Origin of the sequence: Erythrobacter sp. (genome assembly GCF_039988855.1) — a bacterium.
GTDB lineage: Bacteria > Pseudomonadota > Alphaproteobacteria > Sphingomonadales > Sphingomonadaceae > Erythrobacter.
In genome coordinates, this window is the sequence record NZ_JBDXIY010000019.1 from 477,694 (window position 1) to 503,281 (window position 25,588).

The 25,588-nt window shown below is 56.2% G+C and carries 27 protein-coding genes; 18 read left to right on the forward strand and 9 right to left on the reverse strand.

What is annotated here, in order from left to right; translation table 11 throughout:
• The first annotated feature begins 164 nt into the window (after window positions 1-164).
• Genes recN through ABJ205_RS14420 form a run of 5 tightly spaced genes read left to right on the forward strand, consistent with a single transcriptional unit; the run spans window position 165 to window position 5,338 of the window.
• Complete coding sequence (gene recN / locus ABJ205_RS14400) at window positions 165-1,832, forward strand: DNA repair protein RecN (protein ID WP_348158550.1); 1,668 nt, start codon at window positions 165-167, stop codon at window positions 1,830-1,832.
• Window positions 1,832-2,383: a hypothetical protein gene (locus ABJ205_RS14405; RefSeq protein WP_348158547.1), complete on the forward strand. Its 552-nt coding sequence runs from the start codon at window positions 1,832-1,834 to the stop codon at window positions 2,381-2,383. Before recN ends, ABJ205_RS14405 begins: the two co-directional genes overlap by 1 nt.
• A gap of 18 nt (window positions 2,384-2,401) precedes the next feature.
• Entirely contained in the window at window positions 2,402-2,770 is a 369-nt protein-coding gene (locus ABJ205_RS14410; protein WP_348158544.1) for a hypothetical protein, read from the forward strand.
• Complete coding sequence (gene ligA, locus ABJ205_RS14415) at window positions 2,760-4,844, forward strand: NAD-dependent DNA ligase LigA (protein WP_348158541.1); 2,085 nt, start codon at window positions 2,760-2,762, stop codon at window positions 4,842-4,844. The genes ABJ205_RS14410 and ligA overlap by 11 nt, the downstream gene beginning before the upstream one ends.
• Window positions 4,844-5,338 (forward strand): CinA family protein, encoded by a 495-nt coding sequence (locus ABJ205_RS14420; protein ID WP_348158538.1) that lies wholly within the window; start codon window positions 4,844-4,846, stop codon window positions 5,336-5,338. Before ligA ends, ABJ205_RS14420 begins: the two co-directional genes overlap by 1 nt.
• Here ABJ205_RS14420 and ABJ205_RS14425 read toward each other — a convergent pair.
• The 3 genes from ABJ205_RS14425 to ABJ205_RS14435 are packed head-to-tail and all read right to left on the reverse strand — an operon-like array spanning window position 5,335 to window position 7,890.
• The gene (locus ABJ205_RS14425; RefSeq protein ID WP_348158535.1) at window positions 5,335-6,246 is read right to left on the reverse strand and encodes a 50S ribosomal protein L11 methyltransferase; all 912 of its coding nucleotides are present in this window, start codon (window positions 6,244-6,246) and stop codon (window positions 5,335-5,337) included. The genes ABJ205_RS14420 and ABJ205_RS14425 overlap by 4 nt on opposite strands.
• Window positions 6,243-7,175 carry a subclass B3 metallo-beta-lactamase gene (gene bla / locus ABJ205_RS14430; RefSeq protein WP_348158532.1) on the reverse strand — a complete coding sequence of 311 codons (933 nt, stop codon included), beginning with the start codon at window positions 7,173-7,175 and terminating at the stop codon, window positions 6,243-6,245. Before bla ends, ABJ205_RS14425 begins: the two co-directional genes overlap by 4 nt.
• Window positions 7,165-7,890 carry an SDR family oxidoreductase gene (locus ABJ205_RS14435; RefSeq protein WP_348158529.1) on the reverse strand — a complete coding sequence of 242 codons (726 nt, stop codon included), beginning with the start codon at window positions 7,888-7,890 and terminating at the stop codon, window positions 7,165-7,167. The genes bla and ABJ205_RS14435 overlap by 11 nt, the downstream gene beginning before the upstream one ends.
• 109 nt (window positions 7,891-7,999) lie before the next feature.
• Between ABJ205_RS14435 and sdhC the strand changes: the two genes are divergently transcribed.
• The 4 genes from sdhC (at window position 8,000) to ABJ205_RS14455 (ending at window position 10,952) form a co-directional block, all read left to right on the forward strand.
• Window positions 8,000-8,389, forward strand: a complete 390-nt coding sequence (gene sdhC, locus ABJ205_RS14440) for a succinate dehydrogenase, cytochrome b556 subunit (RefSeq protein WP_348158526.1) — start codon at window positions 8,000-8,002, stop codon at window positions 8,387-8,389.
• 3 nt (window positions 8,390-8,392) lie between these two features.
• Entirely contained in the window at window positions 8,393-8,779 is a 387-nt protein-coding gene (gene sdhD / locus ABJ205_RS14445) for a succinate dehydrogenase, hydrophobic membrane anchor protein (protein ID WP_348158523.1), read from the forward strand.
• Entirely contained in the window at window positions 8,779-10,611 is a 1,833-nt protein-coding gene (gene sdhA, locus ABJ205_RS14450) for a succinate dehydrogenase flavoprotein subunit (RefSeq protein ID WP_348158520.1), read from the forward strand. The genes sdhD and sdhA overlap by 1 nt, the downstream gene beginning before the upstream one ends.
• Before the next feature lie 68 nt (window positions 10,612-10,679).
• Window positions 10,680-10,952, forward strand: coding sequence for a hypothetical protein (locus tag ABJ205_RS14455; protein WP_348158517.1), 273 nt, complete (start codon window positions 10,680-10,682; stop codon window positions 10,950-10,952).
• Here ABJ205_RS14455 and ABJ205_RS14460 read toward each other — a convergent pair.
• On the reverse strand, window positions 10,949-11,104 hold the full coding sequence (locus ABJ205_RS14460; RefSeq protein WP_348158515.1) for a hypothetical protein: 156 nt from the start codon (window positions 11,102-11,104) through the stop codon (window positions 10,949-10,951). The genes ABJ205_RS14455 and ABJ205_RS14460 overlap by 4 nt on opposite strands.
• A 186-nt stretch (window positions 11,105-11,290) precedes the next feature.
• On the opposite strand from ABJ205_RS14460, the gene ABJ205_RS14465 reads away from it, so the two are divergent.
• Window positions 11,291-12,280, forward strand: coding sequence for a C13 family peptidase (locus ABJ205_RS14465; RefSeq protein WP_348158512.1), 990 nt, complete (start codon window positions 11,291-11,293; stop codon window positions 12,278-12,280).
• Here the strand turns inward: ABJ205_RS14465 and ABJ205_RS14470 are convergent, their stop codons facing one another.
• A complete protein-coding gene (locus ABJ205_RS14470) occupies window positions 12,281-13,816 on the reverse strand; it encodes an esterase-like activity of phytase family protein (protein WP_348158510.1) in 1,536 nt (511 codons plus the stop codon).
• 198 nt (window positions 13,817-14,014) lie between these two features.
• Here ABJ205_RS14470 and ABJ205_RS14475 point away from each other — a divergent pair, with 198 nt between their 5' ends.
• Complete coding sequence (locus ABJ205_RS14475; protein ID WP_348158508.1) at window positions 14,015-14,419, forward strand: BlaI/MecI/CopY family transcriptional regulator; 405 nt, start codon at window positions 14,015-14,017, stop codon at window positions 14,417-14,419.
• Complete coding sequence (locus tag ABJ205_RS14480) at window positions 14,416-16,185, forward strand: M56 family metallopeptidase (protein WP_348158505.1); 1,770 nt, start codon at window positions 14,416-14,418, stop codon at window positions 16,183-16,185. Before ABJ205_RS14475 ends, ABJ205_RS14480 begins: the two co-directional genes overlap by 4 nt.
• Window positions 16,186-16,248: 63 nt before the next feature.
• Here the strand turns inward: ABJ205_RS14480 and ABJ205_RS14485 are convergent, their stop codons facing one another.
• Both ABJ205_RS14485 and ABJ205_RS14490 read right to left on the reverse strand, forming a co-directional pair.
• Complete coding sequence (locus ABJ205_RS14485; RefSeq protein WP_348158502.1) at window positions 16,249-16,851, reverse strand: hypothetical protein; 603 nt, start codon at window positions 16,849-16,851, stop codon at window positions 16,249-16,251.
• Entirely contained in the window at window positions 16,829-17,698 is an 870-nt protein-coding gene (locus ABJ205_RS14490; RefSeq protein ID WP_348158499.1) for a neutral zinc metallopeptidase, read from the reverse strand. Before ABJ205_RS14490 ends, ABJ205_RS14485 begins: the two co-directional genes overlap by 23 nt.
• Window positions 17,699-17,881: 183 nt before the next feature.
• Here ABJ205_RS14490 and ABJ205_RS14495 point away from each other — a divergent pair, with 183 nt between their 5' ends.
• The 6 genes from ABJ205_RS14495 to ABJ205_RS14520 all read left to right on the forward strand — a co-directional run bounded on the left by ABJ205_RS14495 (window position 17,882) and on the right by ABJ205_RS14520 (window position 24,151).
• Window positions 17,882-18,634 (forward strand): 3-hydroxybutyrate dehydrogenase, encoded by a 753-nt coding sequence (locus tag ABJ205_RS14495; RefSeq protein WP_348158496.1) that lies wholly within the window; start codon window positions 17,882-17,884, stop codon window positions 18,632-18,634.
• Window positions 18,631-20,163 carry a M20/M25/M40 family metallo-hydrolase gene (locus ABJ205_RS14500; protein ID WP_348158493.1) on the forward strand — a complete coding sequence of 511 codons (1,533 nt, stop codon included), beginning with the start codon at window positions 18,631-18,633 and terminating at the stop codon, window positions 20,161-20,163. Before ABJ205_RS14495 ends, ABJ205_RS14500 begins: the two co-directional genes overlap by 4 nt.
• Window positions 20,164-20,262: 99 nt before the next feature.
• Window positions 20,263-21,717 carry an IMP dehydrogenase gene (guaB, locus tag ABJ205_RS14505; RefSeq protein WP_348158630.1) on the forward strand — a complete coding sequence of 485 codons (1,455 nt, stop codon included), beginning with the start codon at window positions 20,263-20,265 and terminating at the stop codon, window positions 21,715-21,717.
• 3 nt (window positions 21,718-21,720) lie between these two features.
• Window positions 21,721-22,899 carry an RsmB/NOP family class I SAM-dependent RNA methyltransferase gene (locus ABJ205_RS14510; RefSeq protein ID WP_348158491.1) on the forward strand — a complete coding sequence of 393 codons (1,179 nt, stop codon included), beginning with the start codon at window positions 21,721-21,723 and terminating at the stop codon, window positions 22,897-22,899.
• Window positions 22,900-22,961: 62 nt separating this feature from the next.
• A complete protein-coding gene (locus ABJ205_RS14515; RefSeq protein ID WP_348158488.1) occupies window positions 22,962-23,456 on the forward strand; it encodes a tetratricopeptide repeat protein in 495 nt (164 codons plus the stop codon).
• 23 nt (window positions 23,457-23,479) lie between these two features.
• Entirely contained in the window at window positions 23,480-24,151 is a 672-nt protein-coding gene (locus ABJ205_RS14520) for a glutathione S-transferase family protein (RefSeq protein WP_348158486.1), read from the forward strand.
• Here the strand turns inward: ABJ205_RS14520 and ABJ205_RS14525 are convergent.
• Window positions 24,148-24,621, reverse strand: coding sequence for an RNA pyrophosphohydrolase (locus ABJ205_RS14525; protein WP_348158483.1), 474 nt, complete (start codon window positions 24,619-24,621; stop codon window positions 24,148-24,150). The genes ABJ205_RS14520 and ABJ205_RS14525 overlap by 4 nt on opposite strands.
• Window positions 24,622-25,566: an alpha/beta hydrolase gene (locus tag ABJ205_RS14530; RefSeq protein WP_348158481.1), complete on the reverse strand. Its 945-nt coding sequence runs from the start codon at window positions 25,564-25,566 to the stop codon at window positions 24,622-24,624.
• Window positions 25,567-25,588 lie beyond the last annotated feature (22 nt).

Sequence of the window (25,588 nt, forward strand, 5' to 3'; positions counted from 1 at the left end):
CGGAAGTCAACCGATCCGGCGCCCGATTTCGAACGGGTTTGATCAAGACGAGCCGTCCCCAAATTAAAGCAGGCAGATCGTCGCAGGCGATGGTGTCAAACCTGTTCGTTTCCGCATTTGTCTCAGGTGACGCCGCGTTTCGATTGCGTTAAACGGTGGCAGTAATGCTGACCCGCCTTTCCATCCGTAATATCGTCTTGATCGAAGCGCTTGATCTGGATTTCAGGCCCGGCCTTGGTGTGCTCACGGGTGAAACCGGCGCGGGTAAGTCGATTTTGCTAGATGCGCTTGGCCTTGTTCTGGGCGACCGGGCGGAGTCGGCGCTTGTTCGAGGAGGCGAGCCGAAGGCAAGTGTTTCTGCGAGCTTTGAGTATGCGCAACTGCCGCCCGCGATCACAGTTGCGCTGGATGATGCCGACATTGAAATTGAACCGGGCGAACCGCTTATTATTCGCCGCCAGGTTAAGGCCGATGGCGGGTCCAAAGCCTTCATCAATGACCAATCAACCAGTGTCGGCCTGCTGCGCGAGCTCGCAGCGTCATTGGTAGAACTTCATGGGCAGCATGATGATCGGGGGCTTGTAAATCCGCGCGGTCATTTGGCGTTGCTCGACCGGTTTGCTGGCACCGATCTTGATACGCTTGGCCTCCGCTGGAAGGCGTGGGCCAAGGCCGAGGCACAGCTTTCCGAAGCGCGTGATGTAGTGGAGCAAGCGCGGGCGGATCAAGACTTGCTGATCGTGCATCTGGCGGAATTGACAAACCTTGAACCGCAAGCAGGCGAGGAGAACCGGCTCGCTCTATCCCGTGCAGATATGCAGAAAGGTGAGAAGCTTTCAGGCGACCTTGAAAATATGCGTCACCTTTGGGAAGGGTCCGATTCGCCGCTAGCCAATTTGCGGGTGGCCGCGCGCAAATTGGATAGGATTGCTGAAGAACACCCGCTGCTGAAAGAGGCGCTTGAGGCGCTCGACCGGGCTGTCATCGAGGCAGGCGAGGCGGAGGACAAGCTTGAGGCAGCAGCGCTTGCCTTGGTCCATGATCCGCAAGCATTGGATGCCGCTGAAACGCGTTTGTTTGAGCTTCGGGCGCTGGCAAGAAAGCACCGCTGCGAAGTAGACGCTCTGCCCGAACTGATCCGCGAGATGCGCGGGCGGCTTGATGCGATTGAAGGCGGTGAAGCGCAATTGGATGCATTGGAGGCAGGCGCCCGTGAAGCGCGCGAAGCCTATCTCAAGACCGCCGAGAAAACCCATGATGCCCGTGTGAATGCCGCAAGGAAGCTTGACAAGGCGGTTGCAGGAGAACTTGCTCCGCTTAAACTCGATGCCGCCCGGTTTCAGACGGCGATCACAGTTTTGCCCGAAGATCGCTGGGGCGCGTCTGGAATGGATGGGGCGGAATTTCTTATCTCAACCAATCCGGGCGCGGATTTCGCGCCGCTCAACAAGATTGCCTCTGGCGGTGAGCTTTCGCGCTTTATTCTCGCGCTTAAAGTGGCGCTTGCCGAAAAGGGCGGGGCAGCGACCATTATCTTTGACGAGATTGACCGCGGTGTGGGCGGAGCCGTTGCCAGCGCCATCGGCGAACGTCTTTCCCGATTGGCAAACGAAGAGGGGCAGCTTCTGGCTGTTACCCACTCACCTCAGGTCGCAGCGCGCGGATCGCAGCACTACCTCATCGCAAAATCGTCCAATGGCACAGTCACTAAGACCGGTGTTGTTGAGCTTGGACAAGAAGGCAGGCAGGAAGAGATTGCACGCATGCTTTCAGGCGCAGAAATCACATCCGAAGCACGCGCGCAGGCGGATCGGCTGCTGGAGGACGTATAATGGAAATACTGGGAGGAATTGTCGCTGGGCTGGTGCTTATGGCACTTTTGGCAGGCGTTGGCCTTGCGGCGATCGTCGCGCTTGCGCTTATGGGTGTGCTCTATTTCCTCACCGAACTGGATTTCAAAAAGGTGTTTCTCATCTCCTCGGGCGTGGGCCTTTTGGCTCCGGTCATTCTGGGTCTCGCCATATCGGGCGCTATTGCCGACGGCTCGATTGAGCGCGATCTGCGGACAGAATTGGGTGACATTGTGCAATTGCCCGGTGACGTGGGCGACAGGTGGGCGGAAGCGCTTCCGAAACTGCGCGAGATCGGAGAGGCGACCGAGCGCGGGGAGCTGTCGGAGGAAGAGGCCGCGGCCCGAGCGCGCGAGATTCTCGGCGAAGCCGGTGATATTCCTATTACTATCAACTTGGACGGCGATGGCGTTGTAACCGGTGAAATCGAGGATGGCACCGAAGAGGATGCTGGCGCTTTGGACTCGGGCGTTCCTCTTGAATTGCCGGAAGCGGTTGAGGTTGGTTCTGCGCCGGGTGATGGAGAACAGTGAGAAGCGGTAGGAGGAGTTATGGTTGGCAATGAAGAGACTTCCAGCTATCCGAAGTCGTCGACTGTTGTAGCCGCCTTTGCGCTACTCCTTTCCTTTATTGGAACCATGTTTGGCTTTGCAGGCCTCTTAATGTGGAGCTTTCGCACCGCCGAGGTCATGCTTCCCAATGCGCGCGGCGAACCCGATTGGCTGACTTCACTTTTCCCATACGCCACTCTGGTCAACCTTGGCCTCATGGCGACCGTCACCGTTCTTGGCCTTCTCAACATCCTGCTTGCCATTCGCGCACGGGAATTTCTCGCAGGCGGGTGGAAGCGTTGGATGATCCAGTCCATGGTGAGCGTGATCGCTGCTATTATCTTTTTGAATGCCACAAATGTCTCTTGATCCCAAAGAAATATCTGAAGTCGACGCCGCCAATGAATTGATGCGGCTTGCCCGAAAAATTGCGCATCATGACAGGCTTTATCATGCCCAAGATGCGCCTGAGATTACCGATCAGGAATATGACGCGCTAACCCGCCGCAATCGTGAGCTTGAGGAGGCGTTTTCGCATCTGATCCGTGATGACAGCCCCTCCAAAAAGGTCGGGCACGAAATCGCCGCATCTCCTTTGAGCAAGGTTACACACGAGGTTCGCATGATGAGCCTCGACAATGGCTTTAACCGCGAAGAGGTCGCCGAGTGGGTGGCGCGGGTCCGGCGTTATCTCAACCTGTCAGAAAACGATCCCGTTGCGATTACGGCAGAGGACAAGATCGACGGTCTTTCGTGCAGCTTGCGCTACGAAAAGGGCAAGCTTGTCAGGGCGGCGACGCGCGGGGATGGGCAGGTGGGCGAGGATGTGACGCCCAATGCCCGGCATATTGCGGACATTCCGCAGCAGCTTCCAGACGGCGTGCCGGATGTGTTCGAAGTGCGCGGCGAAGTTTATATGTCGCGCGCCGACTTTGCGGCTTTGAACGAGACGCAGGCAGCAGCAGAAGCAAAGCTGTTCGCAAACCCGCGCAATGCGGCCGCCGGGTCATTCCGTCAGAAAGACGCGAGCGTCACGGCGAAAAGGCCGCTGAAGTTTTGGGCTTATGGATGGGGCGCGGCATCAGATGTTCCGTGCGAGACCCAAAGCGAGATGATGCGCCGAATCGAAAGCTGGGGATTCCCGCTTTCACCCTTCCTGACGCGCACCGAAACGGTCGACGCCATGATCGCACATTATGAGGAAATCGGGCGTCAGCGGCCTGATCTTCCCTACGAAATTGACGGCGTTGTCTACAAAGTGGACCGGCTCGATTATCAGACACGTCTCGGATTTGTGGCAAAGGCGCCGCGCTGGGCGCTTGCGCATAAATTCCCGGCGGAACGCGCGCGAACGACGATTGAGGCGATCGACATTCAGGTTGGGCGCACGGGTAAGCTCACGCCTGTGGGCAGGCTTACGCCTGTTTTGGTGGGCGGGGTGACGGTGACCAATGTGACGCTGCACAACCGCGATGAGATTGAGCGTTTGGGCGTGCGCCCCGGCGACCGTGTCGTGATCCAGCGGGCAGGCGATGTGATCCCGCAAGTGGTTGAGAACCTGACTCGCGATGAACCGCGTGAAGCATTCCTTTTCCCCGATCACTGCCCAGTTTGCGATAGCGAGGCGGTGGCGCAGGATGATGATGTGGATGTGCGCTGCACAGGCGGCCTTATCTGCGGGGCACAGCGCACACAGCGGCTTGAACATTTTGTGAGCCGCAAGGCGCTTGATATCGATGGTTTCGGGACCAAGACCATTGCGCAATTCTTTGAAAAAGGCTGGCTTGAAAGTCCGGCAGACATCTTCCGTTTGAAGGAGCGGCGCGAGGAAATTTTGGCCCTTGAAGGGTGGCAGGAAAAGTCAGTCGATAATTTGCTGGAAGCGATAGAAAACAAGCGCGAGCCAGATGCCGCGCGGCTGCTGTTCGGACTTGGCATTCGCCATGTCGGCGAAGTGACAGCGCGTGATCTTCTCAAACATGTTCATGATTTGCCCGCCTTGCGTCAAATTGCAGAGAATGTGCGCAGCGCAGATGCCGAAGCGGCCAGCGAACTCACCGCGATTGATGGTATTGGCCCCAGCGTGATCGAGGCGCTTGGCGACTTCTTCCATGAACCGCACAATGTGACCGTGTGGGAAGACTTGCTCTCCCTCTTGAACCCGCCGCGTTACGAAGTGGAGACGGTCGAAAGCCGTGTCGCTGGTAAAACCGTGGTCTTCACCGGAAAGCTCGAAACCATGAGCCGCGACGAAGCCAAGGCGCAGGCCGAAAGGTTGGGCGCAAAGGCAGCGGGCAGCGTAAGTGCCAAGACCGATCTGTTGGTCGCGGGACCGGGCGCGGGTTCAAAGCTTAAAAAGGCGGAAGGCCTTGGCATTGAGACTGTCGACGAAGCAGGCTGGGCCGCGATTGTTGCAGAAGCAGACAAAGGGGCGGAAGCTTAATGGACTCGCTTAGGGAATTTCATCCTCAAGCCTTGCGCATTGCAGAGGGCCTGCGCGCACGCGGTGAAAAAATTGCGGTGGCCGATGGGGCTACCGGCGGGCTTATCATGGCGAGCCTTTTGACTGTTCCCGGCGCGCTCAATTTCTTTGTTGGCGGGGGTGTGGTCTATTCGTTCCGCGCGCGCGATGTTCTTTGGGCGCATCCCCGAGAGGCTTACAAAGGCATTCGCGGACCATGTAAAGAATATGCCACCCTTCAAGCGCGCGGGATCAGGGACAATTTGCAGGCGGACTGGGGCCTTGCCGAAAGTGGATCGGTTGGCGGTTCCACCCATCCGGGCGGCGCGCCTTCGGGGCTAAGCGTGGTAGCGATTGCGGGACCTGATGGGTTTGAAACGCACACAGTTCTGGAAACCGAGAGCGATGACCGGATCGAAAACATGCATGCATTCACGCGCAATGCGCTGAATTTTCTTGAAACTTCGCTTGGTTAGATCAATTTTCGCCGGCGGAACCAAAGGATTGCCCAATCGCCCCGTTCAAGCCGTCCTGCAAGGCGAAATCCAACACGGCGATAGGCACGGCGAACGGCGTTCTCCTGATCTCCGCTTAGAAGGCCGGCGAGAAGCAAGTTTCCGCCGGGTGCTACCGAACCGCTAAAATCCGGAGCGAGGTCCACGAGTGGGCCTGCAAGGATATTGGCGATCAAAAGATCATACGGTCCGCGCAGCCGCAGAAGGGGGTCCTCCATCCCATCTGCGATCACCATTGTGACCTCATTGGGAAATGGACCGATCTTGATCGAATTGAGATCGGCATTGGCGTGCACAGCATCGGCGCAAATGGGATCAATATCAGAGGCCGTAATACGCGCTGAAGGCCATAATTGGGCCGCTGCAAATGCGAGTAAGCCCGTGCCGGTCCCGATATCTGCGATGCTGCGGGCTCGCATGCCCGTGGATTTCATCGCGCTCAACACTTCGAGGCATCCTGCGGTCGTTTCATGCTGACCGGTCCCAAACGCCTGCGCTGCTGGGATAACGAAGTTGGTGAGATCAGGGGCTGGATCGTAATCGGGTGTATGGACACAAAACCTGCCCGCGTGGATTGGCGGGGTGCCTTGCTGGCTTTCGGAAACCCAATCGGTATTGGGCAACTCTTCGATTGCGATAAGGGGCGCTCTTCCCTCAAACAAACTTTGAAGTGCGCGCGTTTCAGAATTGGTTGGTTTGGTTGGAAACCATCCTTCAAGCACCCAATCTTGAGGGCGTTCTTCGCTCAATTCGCGGCCAGAGATGACGAGGTTAAAGTCCCATTCGTCAAGTTCGTCATGTGCCAAGAGGGCTGCTTGCACGGTCGTTTTGGGAGCGTGGGCAATCAATTTCCAGCTTTTCGTACTCATTGATCACCTTCGGCTTCGCGCTGTAACCGCGCATCCAGATCGTTCATTTTTCCGCTCGCATATTGGGCGCAGCTTATACCTCCATCAAATGTACCAGTCGCAGCGCGTTCGACCATAAGGCTATGCGAAGGATGCGGCGTTAGTAGAATGTCGCAATCAAGCGCGGCGATACGGCCCAACCCCTCTCTAAACAGAGCCAGATCTGTCGGATGGTCTGAGAAACGGTGTTCGTCGCTGCTGATCGGGGAAAGGCTGTCGGCGTAAACAATAGTCTTGCAATTATCGCCATCGCACGCTTGCCAATGCCAGCTGAACGCGCCCGGGGAATGGCCCGGTGTTTCAATGGCAAAAACCTCGACATCGCCCACAGAAATGCTCTCCCCATTTCCAATCTTGTTCCACCCAGCCGAAGCTGGCGGAGCAAGGATGGGTGGGAAGCTTGGATGCGTGCCGTGCTGCGGATCAAGTTCACCGGGCACCCCTGATAAGAGCACAGGAATGGACGCGGAATTGCCAATGATGACTGCGCCGGTCAGCGCCTGCACCTTGGCGAAACCACCGACATGATCGAAGTGTTCATGGCTATGCGTCAAATATCGCACGTCGCTGAGGTCGAAACCTAATGAGCGGATGTTTTCCGCAACCACATCCGCACCGTTTTGTGTCCCTGTGTCGATGAGGATGTGGCCCTCGTCATTTGTAATCAGGATCGCTGCAATGCCGCATGTTCCGACATAATATGTATTTGCGTGCACTCGGAATGGTTTGGCAGGTTTGTCCCACTCGTCCCACTTCTTGCACTCCTCAGAAAAGCGCACGATTTCGCTGGAATGGAGATCACGGTCAGAGCCAGCACTTTCAGGCAATTGGTCAACCGGAACGCAGGCACAAGCCGCGAAAAGGGATGCAGGTAACAGTCTAGCGAACAAAGCTGGCTCCATTGGCGTCAATGACGGCGCCTGTCATGCTCGCAGGAGCATCCAAGGCGCAATAAGTGATGATCGAGGCGATTTCGTCTGGCTGTGCCACCCGGCCAAGGGGAATGTCGGCAAGCAAACCCACGCCGCCCCGGCTTTGCAGGTAATCGCCTGCCATGGATGTATCGGTAAAGCCGGGCGTTATGGCAAAGCTCAAAATGCCTTCTGCTGCATAGGCGCGCGCGATTGTCTTGTGCATGGCAACCATCCCGCCTTTTGCGGCGGCATAATGCCAGTGCCCCGGCGAATCGCCGCGATAGGCGGCACGGCTTGCAACATGGATCAATCGTCCCCTCTCGCCGCTTTTGCCAGCAAGGCGGTTTTGCCAATGCCGCACCGCATATCGGCTGAGCTGTGCCGATGCAGTGAGGTTGATCCGCAGCGTGTCTTCCCACCGGTCGAGCCATTCAATATCGGACGAATCAAGCGAGCTATGTTCGAACAATCCAGCGTTGTTGACGACAGCGATGATGTCTCCGCCGCTCCTATCAAGCGCTTCATTCCACAGCGCCTGCGCGGCCATAGGGTCGGCAAAATTGGCGGCGATAGAATCGTCATCGGCTTCGGAAGAGCGATGCCCAATGACTTTCAGCCCCCGTGCTTCGAGGGCGTTTTTGGCAGCTTTGCCTATTCCGCGGCTTGTTCCGGTGATGAGAATGTAACTCATGAAAGTCTCTATCGGGAAAATTGCATGCAAAGTCGAGCGCGTGTAGGCTTGCACAAGGGCTCCACTTCGTTAAGTGGGTTCGGGGATAAACAAACAATATGAGACGAGTATGAGCCAAAGACCGCTTTCGCCGCACCTCCAAATTTGGCGGTGGGGACCGCATATGCTGGTTTCGATCCTGCACCGTGTGTCAGGGGACGGCCTTGCTTTGGTCGGCCTTGCTGTTCTGGTCTGGTGGATCGGCGCTCTCGCAAGTGGCCCGGCGGCTTATGAGACATTTATCTCGGTCGCGACCTCGCCGATTGGATATGTCTTTCTGGTTGGCCTTACTTGGGCGTTCTTCACCCATATGATGAGCGGCCTTCGCCACTTCGTACTTGATGTGGGCGCAGGATACGAACTTGATACCAACAAGTTTTGGTCAATTGCATCGCCGATTATCGCGATCCTTCTGACCGCCGCGCTTTGGGCGTACATTCTTCTCGGCAAGGGAGCCTGAACCATGGGCAATGGCACTTCAATTGGCCGCGTTCGCGGGCTTGGCTCCGCACATGAAGGCGCGCATCACTGGCTCGTCGCGCGCACCACGGCAATCAGCAATCTCATCTTGATGACATGGCTCATCGTGAGCTTTATCCTGCTTCCCGATTTCACATATGAAACGGTCTCTGGCTGGATATCGCAGCCTATTGCTGCTGTTCCTATGATGCTTTTGATTATCAGCGTTTTCTATCACGCAAAGCTTGGCCTTCAGGTTCTGATTGAGGACTACGTTCACGAAGCGGGTCTGAAATTCGGAACGCTGACTGCCCTTAACCTTGCCGCATTTGGCGGCGGCGCATTTGCTTTGTTCAGCATTGCCCGCCTCGCACTTACAGGAGCTGCCTGATGGCAACTGCACCCGCAAACGACGCTTACAAGATTATCGACCACGTTTACGATGTGGTTGTTGTCGGGGCAGGGGGCTCTGGCCTTCGTGCGACCACTGGCGCGGCCGAAGCTGGCCTTCGCACCGCGAATATCTCGAAAGTTTTCCCCACACGTAGCCACACTGTGGCGGCGCAAGGCGGGATCGCGGCTTCGCTTGGCAACAACACGCCGGACCACTGGACCTGGCATATGTATGACACCGTAAAGGGGTCAGACTGGCTGGGCGATCAGGATGCGATTGAATATCTCGTTCGCGAAGCTCCCCAAGCGGTTTACGAGTTAGAGCATGCAGGTGTTCCGTTCAGCCGCAACGAAGACGGCACGATTTATCAGCGCCCCTTTGGCGGCCACATGCAGAACATGGGCGATGGTCCCCCGGTGCAGCGCACCTGTGCAGCGGCGGACCGTACTGGCCACGCAATGCTTCACGCGCTCTATCAACAGAGCCTGAAATATGATGCTGACTTCTTTATCGAGTATTTTGCGCTCGACCTGATCATGGCGGATGTCGACGGCGTGCGTAAATGCGTCGGCGTTATTGCTCAGTGCCTTGATGACGGCACAATCCACCGTTTCCGCGCGCAGTCTGTTGTACTGGCAACGGGTGGTTATGGCCGCTGTTATTACACCGCAACATCGGCGCACACATGCACCGGCGACGGCGGCGGCATGGTATTGCGCGCAGGCCTTCCATTGCAGGACATGGAGTTTGTTCAATTCCACCCAACCGGCATTTACGGCGCGGGCGTTCTTATCACAGAGGGTGCACGCGGTGAGGGCGGTTATCTGACCAACTCCGAGGGTGAGCGGTTCATGGAACGCTATGCGCCTTCTGCCAAAGATCTCGCATCGCGCGATGTTGTCAGCCGTTCAATGGCTCTTGAAATGCGCGAAGGGCGCGGTGTTGGCGCGGATGGCGACCATATCCACCTGCACCTTGATCATATTGCACCCGACGTTTTGGCACAGCGCCTTCCCGGCATTACTGAAAGCGGCAAGATTTTTGCTGGCGTTGATCTCACGCGTGAGGCTTTGCCTGTAACGCCAACCGTTCACTACAATATGGGCGGTATTCAGTGTAATTATCACGGCCAAGTCGTGACCATTGGCAAGGACGGTAATCCGGATGACGTGGTGCCCGGCCTTTATGCTGTCGGAGAGGCGGCCTGTGTGTCGGTTCACGGCGCGAACCGTCTGGGTTCAAACTCGCTAATCGACCTTGTGGTCTTTGGCCGTGCGACGGGTCTGCACCTGAAAGAAACGCTGACGGCGGGCGCAGCTCAGCCTGAGCTTCCCACCGATGGCGCGGATTTCGCTCTGACGCGTCTCGACCACTTCCGCTATGCGAAGGGTGGTTCACCCACGGCGGCGATCCGCAGCGATATGCAAAAAGCGATGCAGAAACACTGCGCCGTGTTCCGCGATAGCGAACTGATGGATGAAGGCGTTAAATTGCTCACTGAGCAGAACAAGCGCATGGAAGACATCCACGTGACCGATCAATCGCTTATTTGGAACAGCGACCTGATCGAAACGCTCGAGCTCGACAATTTGATGAGCCAAGCCAATGTCACCATGGCATCGGCCGCCAACCGCAAAGAAAGCCGCGGCGCGCACGCTCACGAAGATTTCCCTGATCGCAACGATAAAGAGTGGATGAAGCATACGGTTGCATGGTTCGAAGGCTGGGGCGGCAATGGCGGCGGTGTAAAAATCGACTACCGTCCGGTCCACGAATACACGCTCACCGAAGATGTGAAATACATCGAACCAAAGGCGCGGGTGTATTAACCGCAATGGGGTCAGTCACTATTAGGCGGCATGGAGGTTTCTACAGAGACCGGCTCCGCGCATATGCAGTGACTGTCAATGGAGAGCGTTTGGGAGAGGTCAAGCATGATGGAACCATCACGCTTGACCTGCCTCCGGGAAGTCACCGGATAAAAATGACCATCGATTGGTGCTCTTCGCAGGAAATTGTGGTCGAAGGCGATGAAGATGCCGAGCTGATCTGTCAGCCCGGTTCGTCGGCTTTTATGGCGCTTCTTGATATTATCTTCCGCTCGAACGGATACATCATGCTCGAGCGGAGTAATCAATCGGCTATCCCGGCCAGCAAACGGCCTTCTTAGGCTGGCTCTTCCACTGCCTCAGCGGGTTGGCCATCTATTAGGCTGCATTCGTTTTGCGTGACCAGCTTGCGACCGAACAGGCCGAACGAAAGGCTTTGTGCAGGCGCTTTCGTGTCGTTTGGCTCGCGGATTGTCTTCTTGTCGCTGTTCATAAATGACCCCAAAAAAATGGCCTCTTCAAATGGCTGCGCATTGATGCACTGAGCCAATGGCGAGCGTTCTATGCGTTGTTGGAGCGAAACAATTGTACGCCCGCGACACGCTTAAAGAATATCGCATTGCTACAAATGCACCGTCCAAAACTTGACGCAGGCCTCGTGCTTCGTGATTGATTGTCTATGATTAAAGCGACTAGCACCCTATTGGCCGCATTGCTGTGTTATGCATCACTTTGGATGCCCGCAATTGCGATTGCGCAGGATGGCAACCACCAACCGCCTGAACATACAAAACCTTGGCCCAATCTCGCTGCGGGTCAAACACCAGAGCAATTGGCTGCTAGTATGGAAGGCGCACCGCAGCTTCAGCGCGGGGTGCCTGTGGGTGAAATTGTCGAACAACGCCGCCGTCTTGACGCTAGCCTCACAGCGGTAACTCCGCAGCGCGCAGGTGTGGCCGACGTTTATGTCCTCTCCATTGCTCTCGACAGTGACCCAGTGTTTGCTCGTGAAGCCCGCGAGGCTGCCAAGGTCCTTAGCCGGCGATATGGCGGGGAAGGGCGCACAATAACTTTGGCGGGACCCGATGGGACGCAAGACGACCTGCCTCAAGGCTCGATTGATAGCCTCCTCATATCGCTCGCGCATTTGGCCGAGGTGATGGATACATCGCAGGATGTCCTTGCGTTTTACACAACCAGCCACGGTAACAAGCTCGGCCTGGCATACCATTATGGCGATACGGGCTATGGCATCTTGTCTCCTGCGCGGCTTAAGACAGTGTTGGAAGAGTTGGGGATCGAAAGGCGCATTCTTATCATAAGCGCGTGCCATTCCGGTGTGTTCGTACCCGGTTTGGCCTCACGCGACACTGCGATCCTCACTGCGTCTGCATCTGAACGCAATTCGTTTGGGTGCAAGGCTGAAAACGATTGGACATTCTTTGGCGATGCATTGATCAATCGCGAGCTGCGTAAACCGCAAAGCTTGAATGAGGCCGCGCAGGCGGCGTCTTTAACGATTGCAGGTTGGGAAGCTGATAAGCGCCTTCTTGCATCTCTCCCGCAAAGCACATTTGGCGCCGGGGTGAGCGATTGGTTGCCGCAGCTTGAAGCCACCATTCCGCAAACAGTTAGCGCGCCAGTCGGCCGCCCTGCGGTGGCTGAGTGATTACTGGGCTGGTTCCGGCTCCGCAGCAGCAGCGACCTCGGGCCCTCGGCGGGCTTTGGTGATCACAACTGGGTTGGCAAGGATTTGCCCTGCCAACGAACCCGTTTCCTTTGGATCTGCCGCTTCGGCATGAATTGCCGCGACCACATCCATTCCATCGATGACATACCCAAACACGGCAAAGCCCGGGCGTTCCTCTGCATTCTGTGAATCGGGTTTAGCATCAAGGTTGGTCAAATCGCCAAGCATGATGGTAAAATCGCCATTGGCCGTACCGGGCTCAAGGCGGGCCATCGATACTGCGCCGTTGGTGTGGCTCAAGCCGGTCACATTGGTTGGTTCATGCGCAATGTTGGGCCGCAAACGCTTGCGATCATACCGTGTGCCTCCTTGAATCAAACCATAAGGCCTTGGCTCAAGGCGGAATTTGAGGGAGCGATAGAAGTTTGTTCCGTCAAATCGACCCTCATCGACATAAGCGAGGAAGTTGGCAGCGGTGATCGGAGCGCGTTCGACTTCCAGACGGATCGTTATATTGCCCTTGGTTGTTTCCATCACAATGTCCCGGGTTTCGTATTCGATCACGGGTTCAGGCGTCGCGATTTCGATTGGGGGATCTTCAACTTTGATCTCGAACTTCATCAGCAGCGTACGTTGGTCGCCGGAAAAATTGTTGTCCGAAACCACATAGAGATACGTGCGGCCAAACTGCTCGCGAACGGCCAGTCCTTCGAAATTGTCGAGGGTGAGAGGAGGGGTGAAGACAGCAAGCGTTTCGGGTTCGCCCTCTATCCCAAGTTTTACAATGGCTGCCCGGTTACCGTCGCCCTCACGGAAACTGCGGAATAGGACGAAACAGGTTCCATCTTCTAGGCAAGTTGCATCCGTGGGCGCGCCGCCTTGTTCGACCAATGCAGGCGGGGCAGGTAGTTCAAACTGTGCGGTGACGCCATTTGAAACGCGAACACAGTTCGGTTCGCCAACGCGCGCTTGTTCAGCGCAAGCGATAAAGGCATCGCGTCCGGTGTGGAATGTTTCCAGTCCGTTGTTGGGCTGCGCGTCGCTGACCAATTCCAGGGCAGCTGCGATTTCCGGGGCATCCGTTGGTACACCGGAATCCGTAAGGCTTTGATAGAACAGAGCCCTATGCTGGCGTTCAAATGTGACGATCCAACCACCAAGGGGGGCAGGCGCTATCGCTTCTGCGTCAGTGCGATCCTGCCCTCGCAACCGTTTCCCCCGTTCATCCAACAAGCGTCCGCGCTCAACGGAAAGAAGATCGATAAGCTGCCCATCAATCTCATCAGGCTCAACGGTAAGCCAGTGGCCATCATCGCTCACCGCATAAAGTCGGTCTTCGTGCCACGTTAGGCCCGAGATGCCGCCGATATTCTCGTCACCTGAGGCAATTTCCAAACCTCCGCGATAAATCAGCTCGCCAATCTCTTCTTGTGCCTCGTCTTGCAGGTTCAACGAAACAGGCTCCGTCTCAGCGAATATTTCGTCTTGGGCCGAGGCGACTGCGGGCCATCCCATAAGAATGCCTAGAATCAAGGATGGGGCGAGAAGGGTTCTTCCAAGATCATTCCATGTCATTCGTCCTGCAATATCGGCCTCTCGCCGAGAAACAAGGGGGGCAGACAGATGTTCATCGAACAGCAATGTTTACAGTCGTAGTCGCTGTGACTACAGATGTAATCACATGTTCTTCTTCAAGGGTTAGGGGAGGCTGTTTTGAGTAAGTCGGTTTTAGGCAAGTCGAGCAATTCTGGTCCAGAGCGGATCAGCGAGGCTGAACACGCAGTGATGGAAGCCTTGTGGGACCGGGGTACGGCAACCGCATCGGACGTATGCGATACGGTTTGCGAGGCCCGTGGATGGAGCTTGGCAACGGTCAAAACGCTTCTATCAAGGCTTGTTCAAAAGGGAGTGATTGAAACGCGCCCTGATGGAAGGCGCTTCATCTACAGCCCGTTGATCGCGCGTTCTGATTATGTTGGCGGTGAATCGCGGCGGTTGGTTGATCGTCTGTTTGGTGGGCGCGCCGCATCGCTCGTCGCACATCTGGCAGAGATCGAAGCTTTAACAGAAGACGATCTCAGCGAAATCGAGGCTTTGCTCAAGGAGTATAAGTCATGACCGATTGGATGATGGAAACTCTCGTCTGGACGGCTGTCTTGATCGCTTTTGTTTTGATGGTCCGCCGCCCGGTTTCGCGCGCCTTTGGTCCGCAAATCGCGTATGCTTTATGGGCTCTTCCTGCCATTAGATTGATGCTTCCCCCGATCGAACTGCCCGCATGGATGCGCATTCTGCAAGCTGAGCCGGAGCAGATGGCTGTCCCTATCGCAGCAACAGAAGCTCCAGCAATTTTCACGCCCGCCGTATTTGAAGCCCCCGCAGCGCGCGAAGGAAGCGCAGTTGTGGCGCACCCGGCGGCGTCCGATACCACACCACCGCTTACCCAGATCTCTGGTTTTGACATGACCAATCTAGACACCGGATTGCTTGTCGAACTTGGAGTCACCGTGTGGCTTATCGGCGCCGCCATCTTTCTTGTCTCTCGTTTTTCATCATATTTTCGACTTCGCGATGAACTGCTCGAAGTTGGACGAGAGGTGGGCCGCCAAGGCTCGGTTCGCTTGATCGAAACGCCCGGAACCAAGGCCCCCTTGGCCTTTGGCGTTATCGACAAGGTTGTGGCTTTGCCTGAAGGGTTTTTGGCCCGCCCGGATCGCCAATCGCGCGATTTGGCACTGTCGCATGAACTGGCGCACCATAAAGGCGGCGATCTTTTGGCCAATGTTTTGGTCCAACCTTTGTTTGCCATCCATTGGTGGAACCCGCTTGGCCGATATGGCTGGTTGGCTATGCGCCGCGATCAAGAGGCTGCCTGTGACGCACGTGTCATGGCGAGTGCGCGGGCGGAAGAACGCGAAGCCTACGCCAACTTAATTGTCAGCTTTGCTGCCTCTCCCTGTGTCGCTCTGGCAGCTCCGATGGCGTGCCCGGTCTTGGGAGAGAAATCTATCATTCACCGTTTAAGGAGCCTGAAAATGGATCAAACCAATACTAAGCGCCGCGCCGCAGGTAAGTTCATGCTGGGAGCTGCCGTTGTCGCGCTGCCGATGACTGCGTCGATCAGCTATGCCGCAAGCGAAACGCCGCTGTCCCCTGCTGCGCCCAAGGCTCAGATTGCTGCCGCCGCGATGCCTGTTGCACCACGCGTTCCGCACGCACCAGCCGCTCCGCAAGCCCCTGTTGCACCATTGCTCGAAGAACAAATCATCGTGATTGATCCTGATGGAGAGGTCTCAAACATCGATGCCAACGGCAAGAACGTGTTTACTCTAAAAACCGAAGACAGTGACGACAAAACGGTCGAGTTCTTTGCGAAGTCTGAGTTCCGTGGTTCGAGTGAAATAGGCAAAGAGCGTTCGGCGAGTTCAAGGCTTGCCTTTGGAAACCGTAGCAATTCGGTTCGCTTTATTGATCGCTCTGAATTGGATGCGGAAGGCCGCCTAAGTGATAAGCAGATCGAAGAAATTCTGGTCGAAGTTCGTGAAGGGCTTGAAGAAGCGAATAAGGTTCTCGAAGACCTGCCTAAGATCATCGAAAAGGCACAGGCTGAAGCCAATGCTGCGCGAGATGCCGCAGGCCGAAGTGTCGTTCGTGTCGAGGCCAGCTGCAAGAGTGGTAACAAGCGACCCGTCAACGAAACGGAAGATTCTGACGGCGTAAAGGTCATCGAAATTTGTCAAAAGCGCGTGATGGCTCAAGCTCTTGATGGTCTTCGCGAAGCGCGCCGTTCGCTCAAGAAATCTGATGTGGAAGGCGACATCAGAAGCACCGCTCTTCGCGAAATCGATCGCGTGATTTCACGTTGGGAGAGCGAAGCCCGCTAACGAACGGCATCGTCACGATACATAAAACACCGGCGCAAAAGGTAACTCCTTCGCGCCGGTTTTTTATTGTTCAATTGGGACCAAGTCTTGATTGCTTTCGTCCACCACATCGCGTTCAATATTTGGCGGGACAGGATAATCTCCTGATCTTTCGATCGCGCTATCATCCTCTCTTGGGCGAGCGGGATATGCGCATCCGCGCGCTTCACCCATGCCTTTGAGATAGGCCCTGCGCACCATGCCGGCGGTCAATGCGCGGCGAAATTCATTGCGCTTCTTGTTCGCGCCGGAAACTTCTCGGACAATACCGCGAAAGGGTATGAAGGATCCGATCACGCTTTTCGCGACGCGGCCTTTACTTATGCGCCTTGCCTCTTCTTGGGTAATATCAAAGTCAGGCCCAAGCTCGTTGTCTAGCACGGCGATTTCTTGAACCACGGCGTTGCAATTGGTGATGCCGGTATCGTCATATGGATTTTCAGCCGCTTTGACCAAGATTTCCGGGATGTCTTTTGAATCGATGTTAAAATCTTCAAGCGGCGTGCGCGCCACATCCATCACGTCGGGTCCGTCCTGACTCATTTGGGCATTGGCCGCATCAAGTGGTACGACAAGCGCCAAAGCCGCACAAAAAGTGGCCGCTTTAACTGCCTTCGAAATAAACATCACATGCTCCTGCATTCGCGCTTTGAAGCCCAAGCTTCAGCGCTTCCATACGTTGTTGGCTTGACCCATGGGTAAAGCTCTCTGGATTGATTCTTTGGCCTGAACCGCGTTGAAGTGTGTCATCGCCAACGGCACTTGCAGCGCGCATACCTTCTTCAAGATCGCCCGCCTCGATCAAACTGCGGTTCATGCCCGCCCAAACACCGGCGTAGCAATCGGCCATAAGTTCAAGGCGAACAAGCAATTGGTTGGCTCTGTGCGGGTTTTGTGCCTGTGCGCTGCGTACTTGGTCGGAAATCCCGGTAAGGTTTTGGATGTGGTGCCCATATTCATGCGCCATCACATAAAGTCGCGCAAAATCGCCATCGGTCCCAGACATTTGGGCAAGTTGATCGAAGAACCCCGTTTCGATGTAAATGCCCATATCTGCCGGACAATAAAACGGACCGGATGCAGAGCTTGCATTGCCGCAGCCCTGAGTGGAAATGGGCCCCGGCGGGTAAAGGACGAGCTCAGGTTGCTCAAATTGAACGCCTGCCTGCCGGAACACCGGCGCCCACGTTTCATTGAGGCTCGTCATCGCCTGACATGTTTCTTGCGCATATGGGCCGCTGGAACACAATTGATCTTCGCTCAAACCGGATTGCTGACTGACTTGAGGAGCTGTGCCTTGCCCGTCGCTCAGAACACCAATGGTTTGCATGGGATCAACCCCAAAGACGAGGGCGGCAATAATCGCGATTATGATCGTGCCGCAGCCTACGCCGCCTGCTTTTCGCGCGCCGCCGCCGCTTGCGCCGCCAGAGCGAACCTTTATCTTTGAAGTATCGTAACGACCAAGCCGCACTGTAATTCCCCCTTGGAGCCTTTGCGGGCAATTTAGACCAGCCCGACGAATCGGTGATAATCTTGCGCTATGCGCATTGCACCATTTCGCAATTTTCTGGACACGGCGGCCCAGCAAAGCAAAAGCATGATTTCACATGGTACACGTCTTAGTGCCGCTCGCAATGGGAAAGGAAGATCGCCAATGCTCACCGGAAAACGCGCGCTAATCACAGGCTCAACGTCGGGGATTGGCCTTGCGATCGCTCGCGCCATGCGAAAAGAGGGCGCGCAGGTTATCCTCAACGGTTTTGGTGATGAGGCTGAAATTGCGCAGCTTTGCGAAGAACTTGATGCACAGCACTCGGCCACTAACCTGCTTGATCCTGAAGCGATAGAGAGGATGATGGCTGAAATTGGCGAGGTTGATATCCTGGTCAACAATGCAGGTATGCAGCATGTGTCCGCCGTCGAAGATTTCCCTACCGAAAAGTGGGATCAGATTATGGGGCTCAACATCAGCGCAGTGTTTCATACAACGCGCCTTGCGGTGCCGTATATGAAAGAAAAGGGCTGGGGCCGGATTATCAATACCGCGAGTGCGCATTCCAAAACCGCCTCCCCTTTTAAAAGCGCATATAACGCCAGCAAGCACGCCGTGGATGGGTTTACCAAAACCATCGCGCTTGAACTTGCTCAGACGGGTGTGACTGCGAACTGCATTTCGCCTGGTTATGTGTGGACCCCTTTGATTGAAGGGCAGATCCCCGACACGATGGCAGCGCGCGGACTTTCGCGGGACGAAGTCATCAATGATGTGCTCCTGGCAAAACAGCCGACCAAGAAATTCGTTCAGCCTGATGAAATAGGCGCTCTTGCAGTCTTCTTATGCCGTGAGGAGGCGGGCAATGTGACAGGGGCCAATTGGAGCATCGATGGAGGCTGGACCGCCGAATGACGGTTTGGGCCCGCCTATATGTTGTCATCTTTGTGTGCGCTGGCCTTGCAGCCTGCGCCACGGTTCCGTCTGGGCCCGGCCCACAAGTTGAGCGCGATGCCATTGCTGCGCGTATGATGCGCGATATCGAAGTTCTGGCCAGCGATGAATTCGGAGGCCGAAAACCGGGGACACCGGGCGGCGAACAAACGGTCTCCTATCTGATTGAACGGATGCAAGCGGTGGGGCTTCAATCCGGCACAAATGATCCGGGAAGCGCGTGGCGTGCGCCTGTTGAACTCCTGAGTTCAGAGCCACTTGATCACGAAATAACCGTTCGGACGGCAAATGGTTCATCCATTTTGCCCACCGAAAGCAGTCTTGCATTTTCCCTCAGCAGCCGGGTTTTGGTTGACGGCGTTGAAGTCGTATTTGTCGGCAATGGCCTGCGCACCGTTCCGCAAGGCGAGCTTACTGGCCGGATCGTTGTTTTGTCGGATGCAGGCACTGATCGATCCATGGTTGAGACCATATTTGCGGCCAATCCTGCGGCCGTTCTCTCCGTGGTTCCGGGGCGTGTCGCATTGGAACGTCAAAGGGGCCGTTTCGCGCGAGAAAGGCTGCTTTTGGCGTCCGAAGCTTCAGATCGGTTGAGCGCATTTGTTACCCGCGAAGCCTTTGCCGCTGCTTTGCCTGATGGTGAATGGGATAGGCTTACAGCGCGGGCGAATGATCGGGACTTTGAGTTTGAAGTTCTGGCCGCCACCATTGCGATTGACGTCCATTCCGAACGCCGGGAGTTCACCAGCTCCAATGTAATTGGGATGATCCCTGGCACGCTTCCGGGTTCGGGCGCGGTTTTGCTTATGGCGCATTGGGATCATCTGGGTGAATGTGCAGCAGGCACGCCTGACACCATCTGCAATGGAGCCGTCGACAATGCGAGCGGCCTGGCGTTATTGCTGGAACTGGCAAGCAGGCTAAAGGCCGGACAACCTCTCGATCGCGATATTTACTTCCTTGCTACAAGTGCCGAAGAATCGGGGCTTTTAGGCGCAAAGGCCTTTGCCAAAGCCCCTCCGATTCCGCTCGATAGCATCGTTGCCTCGTTCAATTTTGATTCTGTCGCTGTGGCGCGAGCAGGCGCTGCATTTGGTTTTATCGGCGAAGGTCGGACCCCTCTTGATACCGTTATCAAGGACGTGGTTCGCGAACGTGGGGGAGAGCTTGGAAGCCGCGAGTATGCGGCGAGTTTCTTACAACGTCACGATGGCTGGGCTTTGCTCGAAAAGGGCGTGCCTTCGGTTTTGGTTTCAACCGCGTTCTCTTCGGAAATTGTGCTCGGCCCCTATCTTGCAACCAATTACCACCGCCCGGGAGACGAGCTTGGCATAATTGAGTTGGGCGGCGCAGTGGATGATTTGTTATTGCATGAGGCGTTGGTGAAACGGGTTGCAAATACGCAAAGTTACCCGTCATCTTATGCCTCGACAGACACAGGCTCTGGCACCGGCTCTGGCTCTGGGCCTGACACATCTGTGCCACAATAGTCGGCGATTACCGACAGCCAGCCCTAGCGCCAAGCGAAAACCCGTCCTACAGGGGCCTGCACGATTCGCTCTTGCCAAAGAAAGCTGACCCACGTGCATATTGAAATCCCCCTCGGCCTTACTTTTGATGATGTCCTTCTTCGCCCTGCGGAGAGCAATGTTCTGCCGAGCATGGCAAAAACGCATACGCAGCTAACGCGTGATATTGCACTCAATATCCCCGTCGTTTCATCCGCAATGGATACAGTGACAGAGGCCGATATGGGTATCGTCATGGCGCAATTGGGCGGCATCGGTGTACTTCACCGTAATCTCGGTCTGGAAGAGCAAGTGGCCGCCGTTCGCGCCGTGAAACGCTTTGAAAGCGGTATGGTCGTAAACCCTATCACTATTGGTCCGGATGCGGTTCTTGGCGATGCGCAAGCCTTGATGGACCAACACAAGATCAGCGGTATTCCAGTCACCGATTTAGCGGGAAAACTGGTGGGCATTTTGACCAACCGGGATGTGCGCTTTGCTGAAAATCCGGCGCAGCCCGTGCGCGAATTGATGACCACTGAAAACTTGGCCACCGTTCCACTGGGAACAAGCCAAGAAGACGCTCGCCGCCTGTTGCATGGGCGGCGGATTGAAAAACTATTGGTGGTCGACGATGATTATAGGTGCATTGGCCTTATCACTGTCAAAGACATCGAAAAGGCCGTGAATTATCCCAATGCGACCAAAGATGGCGCTGGGCGCCTGCGTGTCGCTGCGGCAAGTACAGTTGGTGATAAAGGGTTTGAACGCTCTGCGGCTTTGGTTGATGCCGAAGTCGATGTTGTCGTTATCGACACTGCGCACGGCCACAATAAAGATGTTGGACGGGCTGTTGAACGGGTGAAAGCACTCTCCAGCTCTGTGCAAGTTATCGCAGGTAATGTCGCCACCGCCGAAGCGACGCGCGCACTGATTAACGCAGGTGCAGATGCGGTGAAGGTTGGCATTGGTCCGGGCTCAATTTGCACCACCCGCGTGGTTGCGGGCGTTGGTGTACCGCAATTGACCGCCGTCATGGAAAGCGCCGAGGAAGCGGCCAAGTCTGGTGTTCCGGTGATCGCTGATGGCGGTCTTCGCACATCGGGCGACGCCGCCAAGGCTCTTGCCGCTGGCGCATCGAGCGTCATGGTCGGCTCAATGCTTGCTGGAACGGCTGAAAGTCCGGGTGAAGTATTCCTGTATCAAGGACGCTCTTACAAGGCGTACCGCGGAATGGGCAGCGTTGGCGCTATGGCGCGCGGATCTGCTGATCGGTATTTCCAACAGGATGTGTCTGCTTTGAAACTAGTCCCAGAAGGGATCGAAGGCCAGGTGCCCTTCAAAGGTCCAGCAGCCGATGTCATTCACCAATTGGTGGGCGGCGTGAAAGCGGCCATGGGCTACACCGGCTCTGAAACCATCACCGACCTCCAACAACGCGCGCAATTCGTTCGCATCACAAATGCCGGGCTTTCTGAAAGCCATGTGCATGATGTAGCGATCACCCGAGAGGCACCCAATTATCCGACACGTTAAACCATGACCCCCTCAGCGCGGGTCCAAGCAGCGATTGAGCTGCTCGACCAGATCATCGAGGGTGCGCGCAATAAAGGCGCACCGGCTGACCGGTTGATTTCGGCTTATTTCAAAACACGTCGCTACGCTGGGTCCAAAGACCGGCGGACGGTGCGCGACCTTGTGTATCAGGCAATCCGGCTTTGCGGCGAGGTGCCTCATGATGGGCGCTCTGCTATGCTGGCAATGGCGACACAGGACGCAAACCTTGTGCCTCTGTTCGATGGCTCGGCCCATGGACCGGCAAAAATGGGCGACGGGGAAATGGCCGCATTTATCGGTGTTGCTCCAGAGTGGCTTGAGAAGAAGCTCACGGGCTCTGCCATTACCGGACAAGAAGCTGAGGCCCTGCTTGGCCGCGCATCGCTTGATGTTAGGGTGAACGTGCTCAAAGCATCGCGGGAAAGCCTTGAATTGCCTGAAGAGGGCGAAGCGTTATCTGCGCCTAATGGTCTTCGTTTTTCCAGCGGAACTCAGGTCGAACAATGGCCGCAATACCGCGATGGCCAGATCGAAATTCAGGACCACGCCAGCCAATGGGTGTGCGAGGCGATTGGTGCTGAGACCGGCGAGACGATTGTTGACCTTTGTGCAGGCGCAGGCGGAAAAACGCTCGCACTCGCGGCGAAACTTGGCAATGCAGCAAGCCTTGTGGCCTGCGACACCGACAAGCGGCGACTAGGAAACCTTGCGCCAAGGGCGGCGCGGGCGGGCGCACAGGTGGATCACACGGTTTTGCTTAATCCGGGCGAAGAACGCGAGGCTCTTGCCGTATGGGCCGGCAAGGCGGACCGGGTGCTGGTCGATGCGCCTTGTTCTGGCAGCGGAACCTGGCGTCGCAGTCCCGAAGGGCGCTGGCGGCTTGATCGCAAAGAGTTAACACGGCTTACCAAACTGCAAGATCATGTCCTTGATATTGGGGCCGAACTAGTGAAGCCGGGCGGCACTATGACCTTTGTTACTTGCTCTGTGCTTGATGATGAAGGACCGGCACGCGTCGGCGCATTTCTATCACGCCACGAAGGGTGGAACGCGGTCCCGATTGAGATGCCGATTGGCCGTAAGCGGGGGGAAGGAAAGCGGTTTACACCGTTCCATGACGGTACGGATGGGTTTTTTGTCGCCAACCTCCATTTCGGATGATAGCTAACTAGGCCATGGCTGAGCCATCATCTTTCCGGCTTTCGCACTTCAAGGAGCTGTTCATGCGTTTCGCGCCCGTTGCCGCTGCCCTCTCACTATTCCTTGTGACCACCGCAAGCGTAACGAGCGCTGGTGAGCGAGTGCCCGATCCGCGTGCAGCTCAATTGATCGCGCTTGGGCAAGCGGCCCTGAAAAATGGCGACACACAAGGTGCGATTGATGCGTTTGAGGCAGCATTTGCCGTCGATCCGGCTTACACGCCGATTTTCTTGGATTTAGCGGAGGCCGCGCGCCAAGACGGTCTTCAGGGCAAGGCGATTGCGTATTACCGCGAGGCATTGCAGCGCGAGCCCGATAATTTTGCAGCGATTTCAGGCGAGGGTGAAGCTTTGGTTGAACGCGGCGCGTTGGATAAGGCACAGCGTAATTTGTCGCGGCTTGAAAGCCTGTGCGGCACATCATGCCCCGAAACCCAAGCGCTTCAGCAAAGAATTGCAGCGGGTCCACCTGCGCGCCTCGCAGTGGACAGCGGCGAGGAAAACACTGTCACCAACTGAGTTTGCGCGCTAGGCTTGCGCTCATGCTGACACTTCACCATCTCGAATATTCGCAGAGTTTTCGCATTCTGTGGCTCCTCGAAGCTTTGGGCGCGGACTATGCGCTCAAATCTTACGATCGCAACGCTGACGATAATCTCGCGCCTGATGAATATAAGGCCTTGTCGCCCTTGGGGACGGCTCCGGTCGTGACGGATGGTGATCTGGTGCTGTGTGAAAGCAATGCGATCATCGACTATATTCTCGACAGCTATCCCGATAGCGCCCTTCGCCCCGCAGCAGGACACAAGGACCGCGCGCGGCATTTGTTCTGGTTCCATGCATCGCCGGGCTCGCTCATGAGCCTTCAAGGGATTGCGATGGTTCTTGGCCTTTTGGAAATGCGTTCGCCATGGCCGATTTCTTCCCTGCTAAAGGCGGTCTTCGGGCAGGTGCGTACAATTTTCCTAAACCCGCGCAGCAGCGCTTTGATCGATTTGATGGAAAAGGATTTGGGCAAACAGCCGTTCTTTGGCGGAGACAATCTGACCGCCGCCGACATCACATTGGTTTATCCAATGTATGCCGCGCTGGACAAAGGGCAGTTTGAAGGACGCACCAACATCCTTGCGTGGTTTGCCCGGATCGAAGCGCTCGATAGCTTCAAATCCGCCCGCGCCAAAGATGACCGCGAACGGATCATCTTCAAGTTCTAAATGAGGGGCGCGAATTCCGCGACAAGCTCTTCATAAACCGCGCGTTTGAACGGGATGATAAGCTCGGGCAGTGTATGTACGTCAACCCAGCGGAAGGCTTGAAATTCGGCCGGATCATGCGCGGCAAGGTCAATATCGGCATCTTCGCCCAAAAATCGGCCTAAATACCAATGTTGTTCTTGTCCGCGATATTTGCCCTTCCAAATACGGCCTGAAAGCTCTGGTGGAAGATCATACTTGAAGGTTTTGGACGCGGGCACGATGATTTCGACCTTGTCTGGGCCAACACCGGTTTCCTCCTCCAACTCGCGCAATGCAGCGGTTTTGGGGTCTTCGCCCGGATCAATGCCCCCTTGCGGCATTTGCCAAAACCCGTGGGCGCGCTGGTCTATGCGTTCACCGACAAAGACTTGGCCCGAAGCGTTCACGAGCATAAATCCGGCGCAAGGGCGGTAGGGCAGATCGTTCATTTATGCGGTTTCCAGCATCATTTTCATTGCTGCGATAATTCGCTCTAAATCGCCCTGTGTGCTTGGCACAGCGGCGCGGATGTTGGTGAAAGAGTGGGTGACGCCTTGCATTTCCAAATACACCACGCTGCGTCCTGCCTCAATCAGAGCCTTGGCATATTCGCGTCCGGAATCGCGGATGGGATCGAGGCTGGCGGTTGCGACAATTGTGGGCGGAGCGATGGAGTGATCGCCAAGAATCGGAAAACCGCGCGGATCGCTACGCTCGGCCTTATAGGCGGCATCGAAGAATTCGATGGAGGCCTTGGTAAGAAGGTAACCGTCGTCAAATTGCTCAAGACTTGCCGACCCGTTTGCATCGCTTGCCAGAGGGAAGATCGGCACTTGCAAGGCCACTGGCACATCAGCCGGCTTTGCGCCGAGCAACTGGCTCACCACAATGGCTGCATTGCCGCCTGCGCTGTCGCCGATCGGGACGACGCCAGTTGCTTTGCGCTCTAGCTCTGATGGCGATGAGGCGACCCAGCGTGTTGCCGCTTCGCAATCTTCAATCGCTGCGGGAAAGGGGTGTTCGGGCGCTAGACGGTAATCAACTGCGACAACTGGCAAATCCATGAGCGCGGCGATTTCGGTGCAGAGATTGTGGTGGGTATCCAGATCGCCAATCACAAAGCCGCCGCCGTGATAGAATGTGATGACAGGCCCCGCCTCGCGGGTTTCACGCGCGTCATAAAGGCGAAGCGGAATGCCTCCAGCAGGCCCGGGGCAGGTGAGGTCGCGGATCACGGCAAGCTCGCGGGCAGGGCGGTCCGCCATCCCGTGCAGCGCAATGTATGATGCGCGCGCCTCTTCCAAAGTCAGTTCGGCGAGTGTGGGCCCCGCCATTCCGGCAAGGCCATCAAGGAAGGCCTGCATGTCGGGCCGGACAAAAGGTGCATCGGTCATTTTTTGCGTCTCTCCCAAAGGG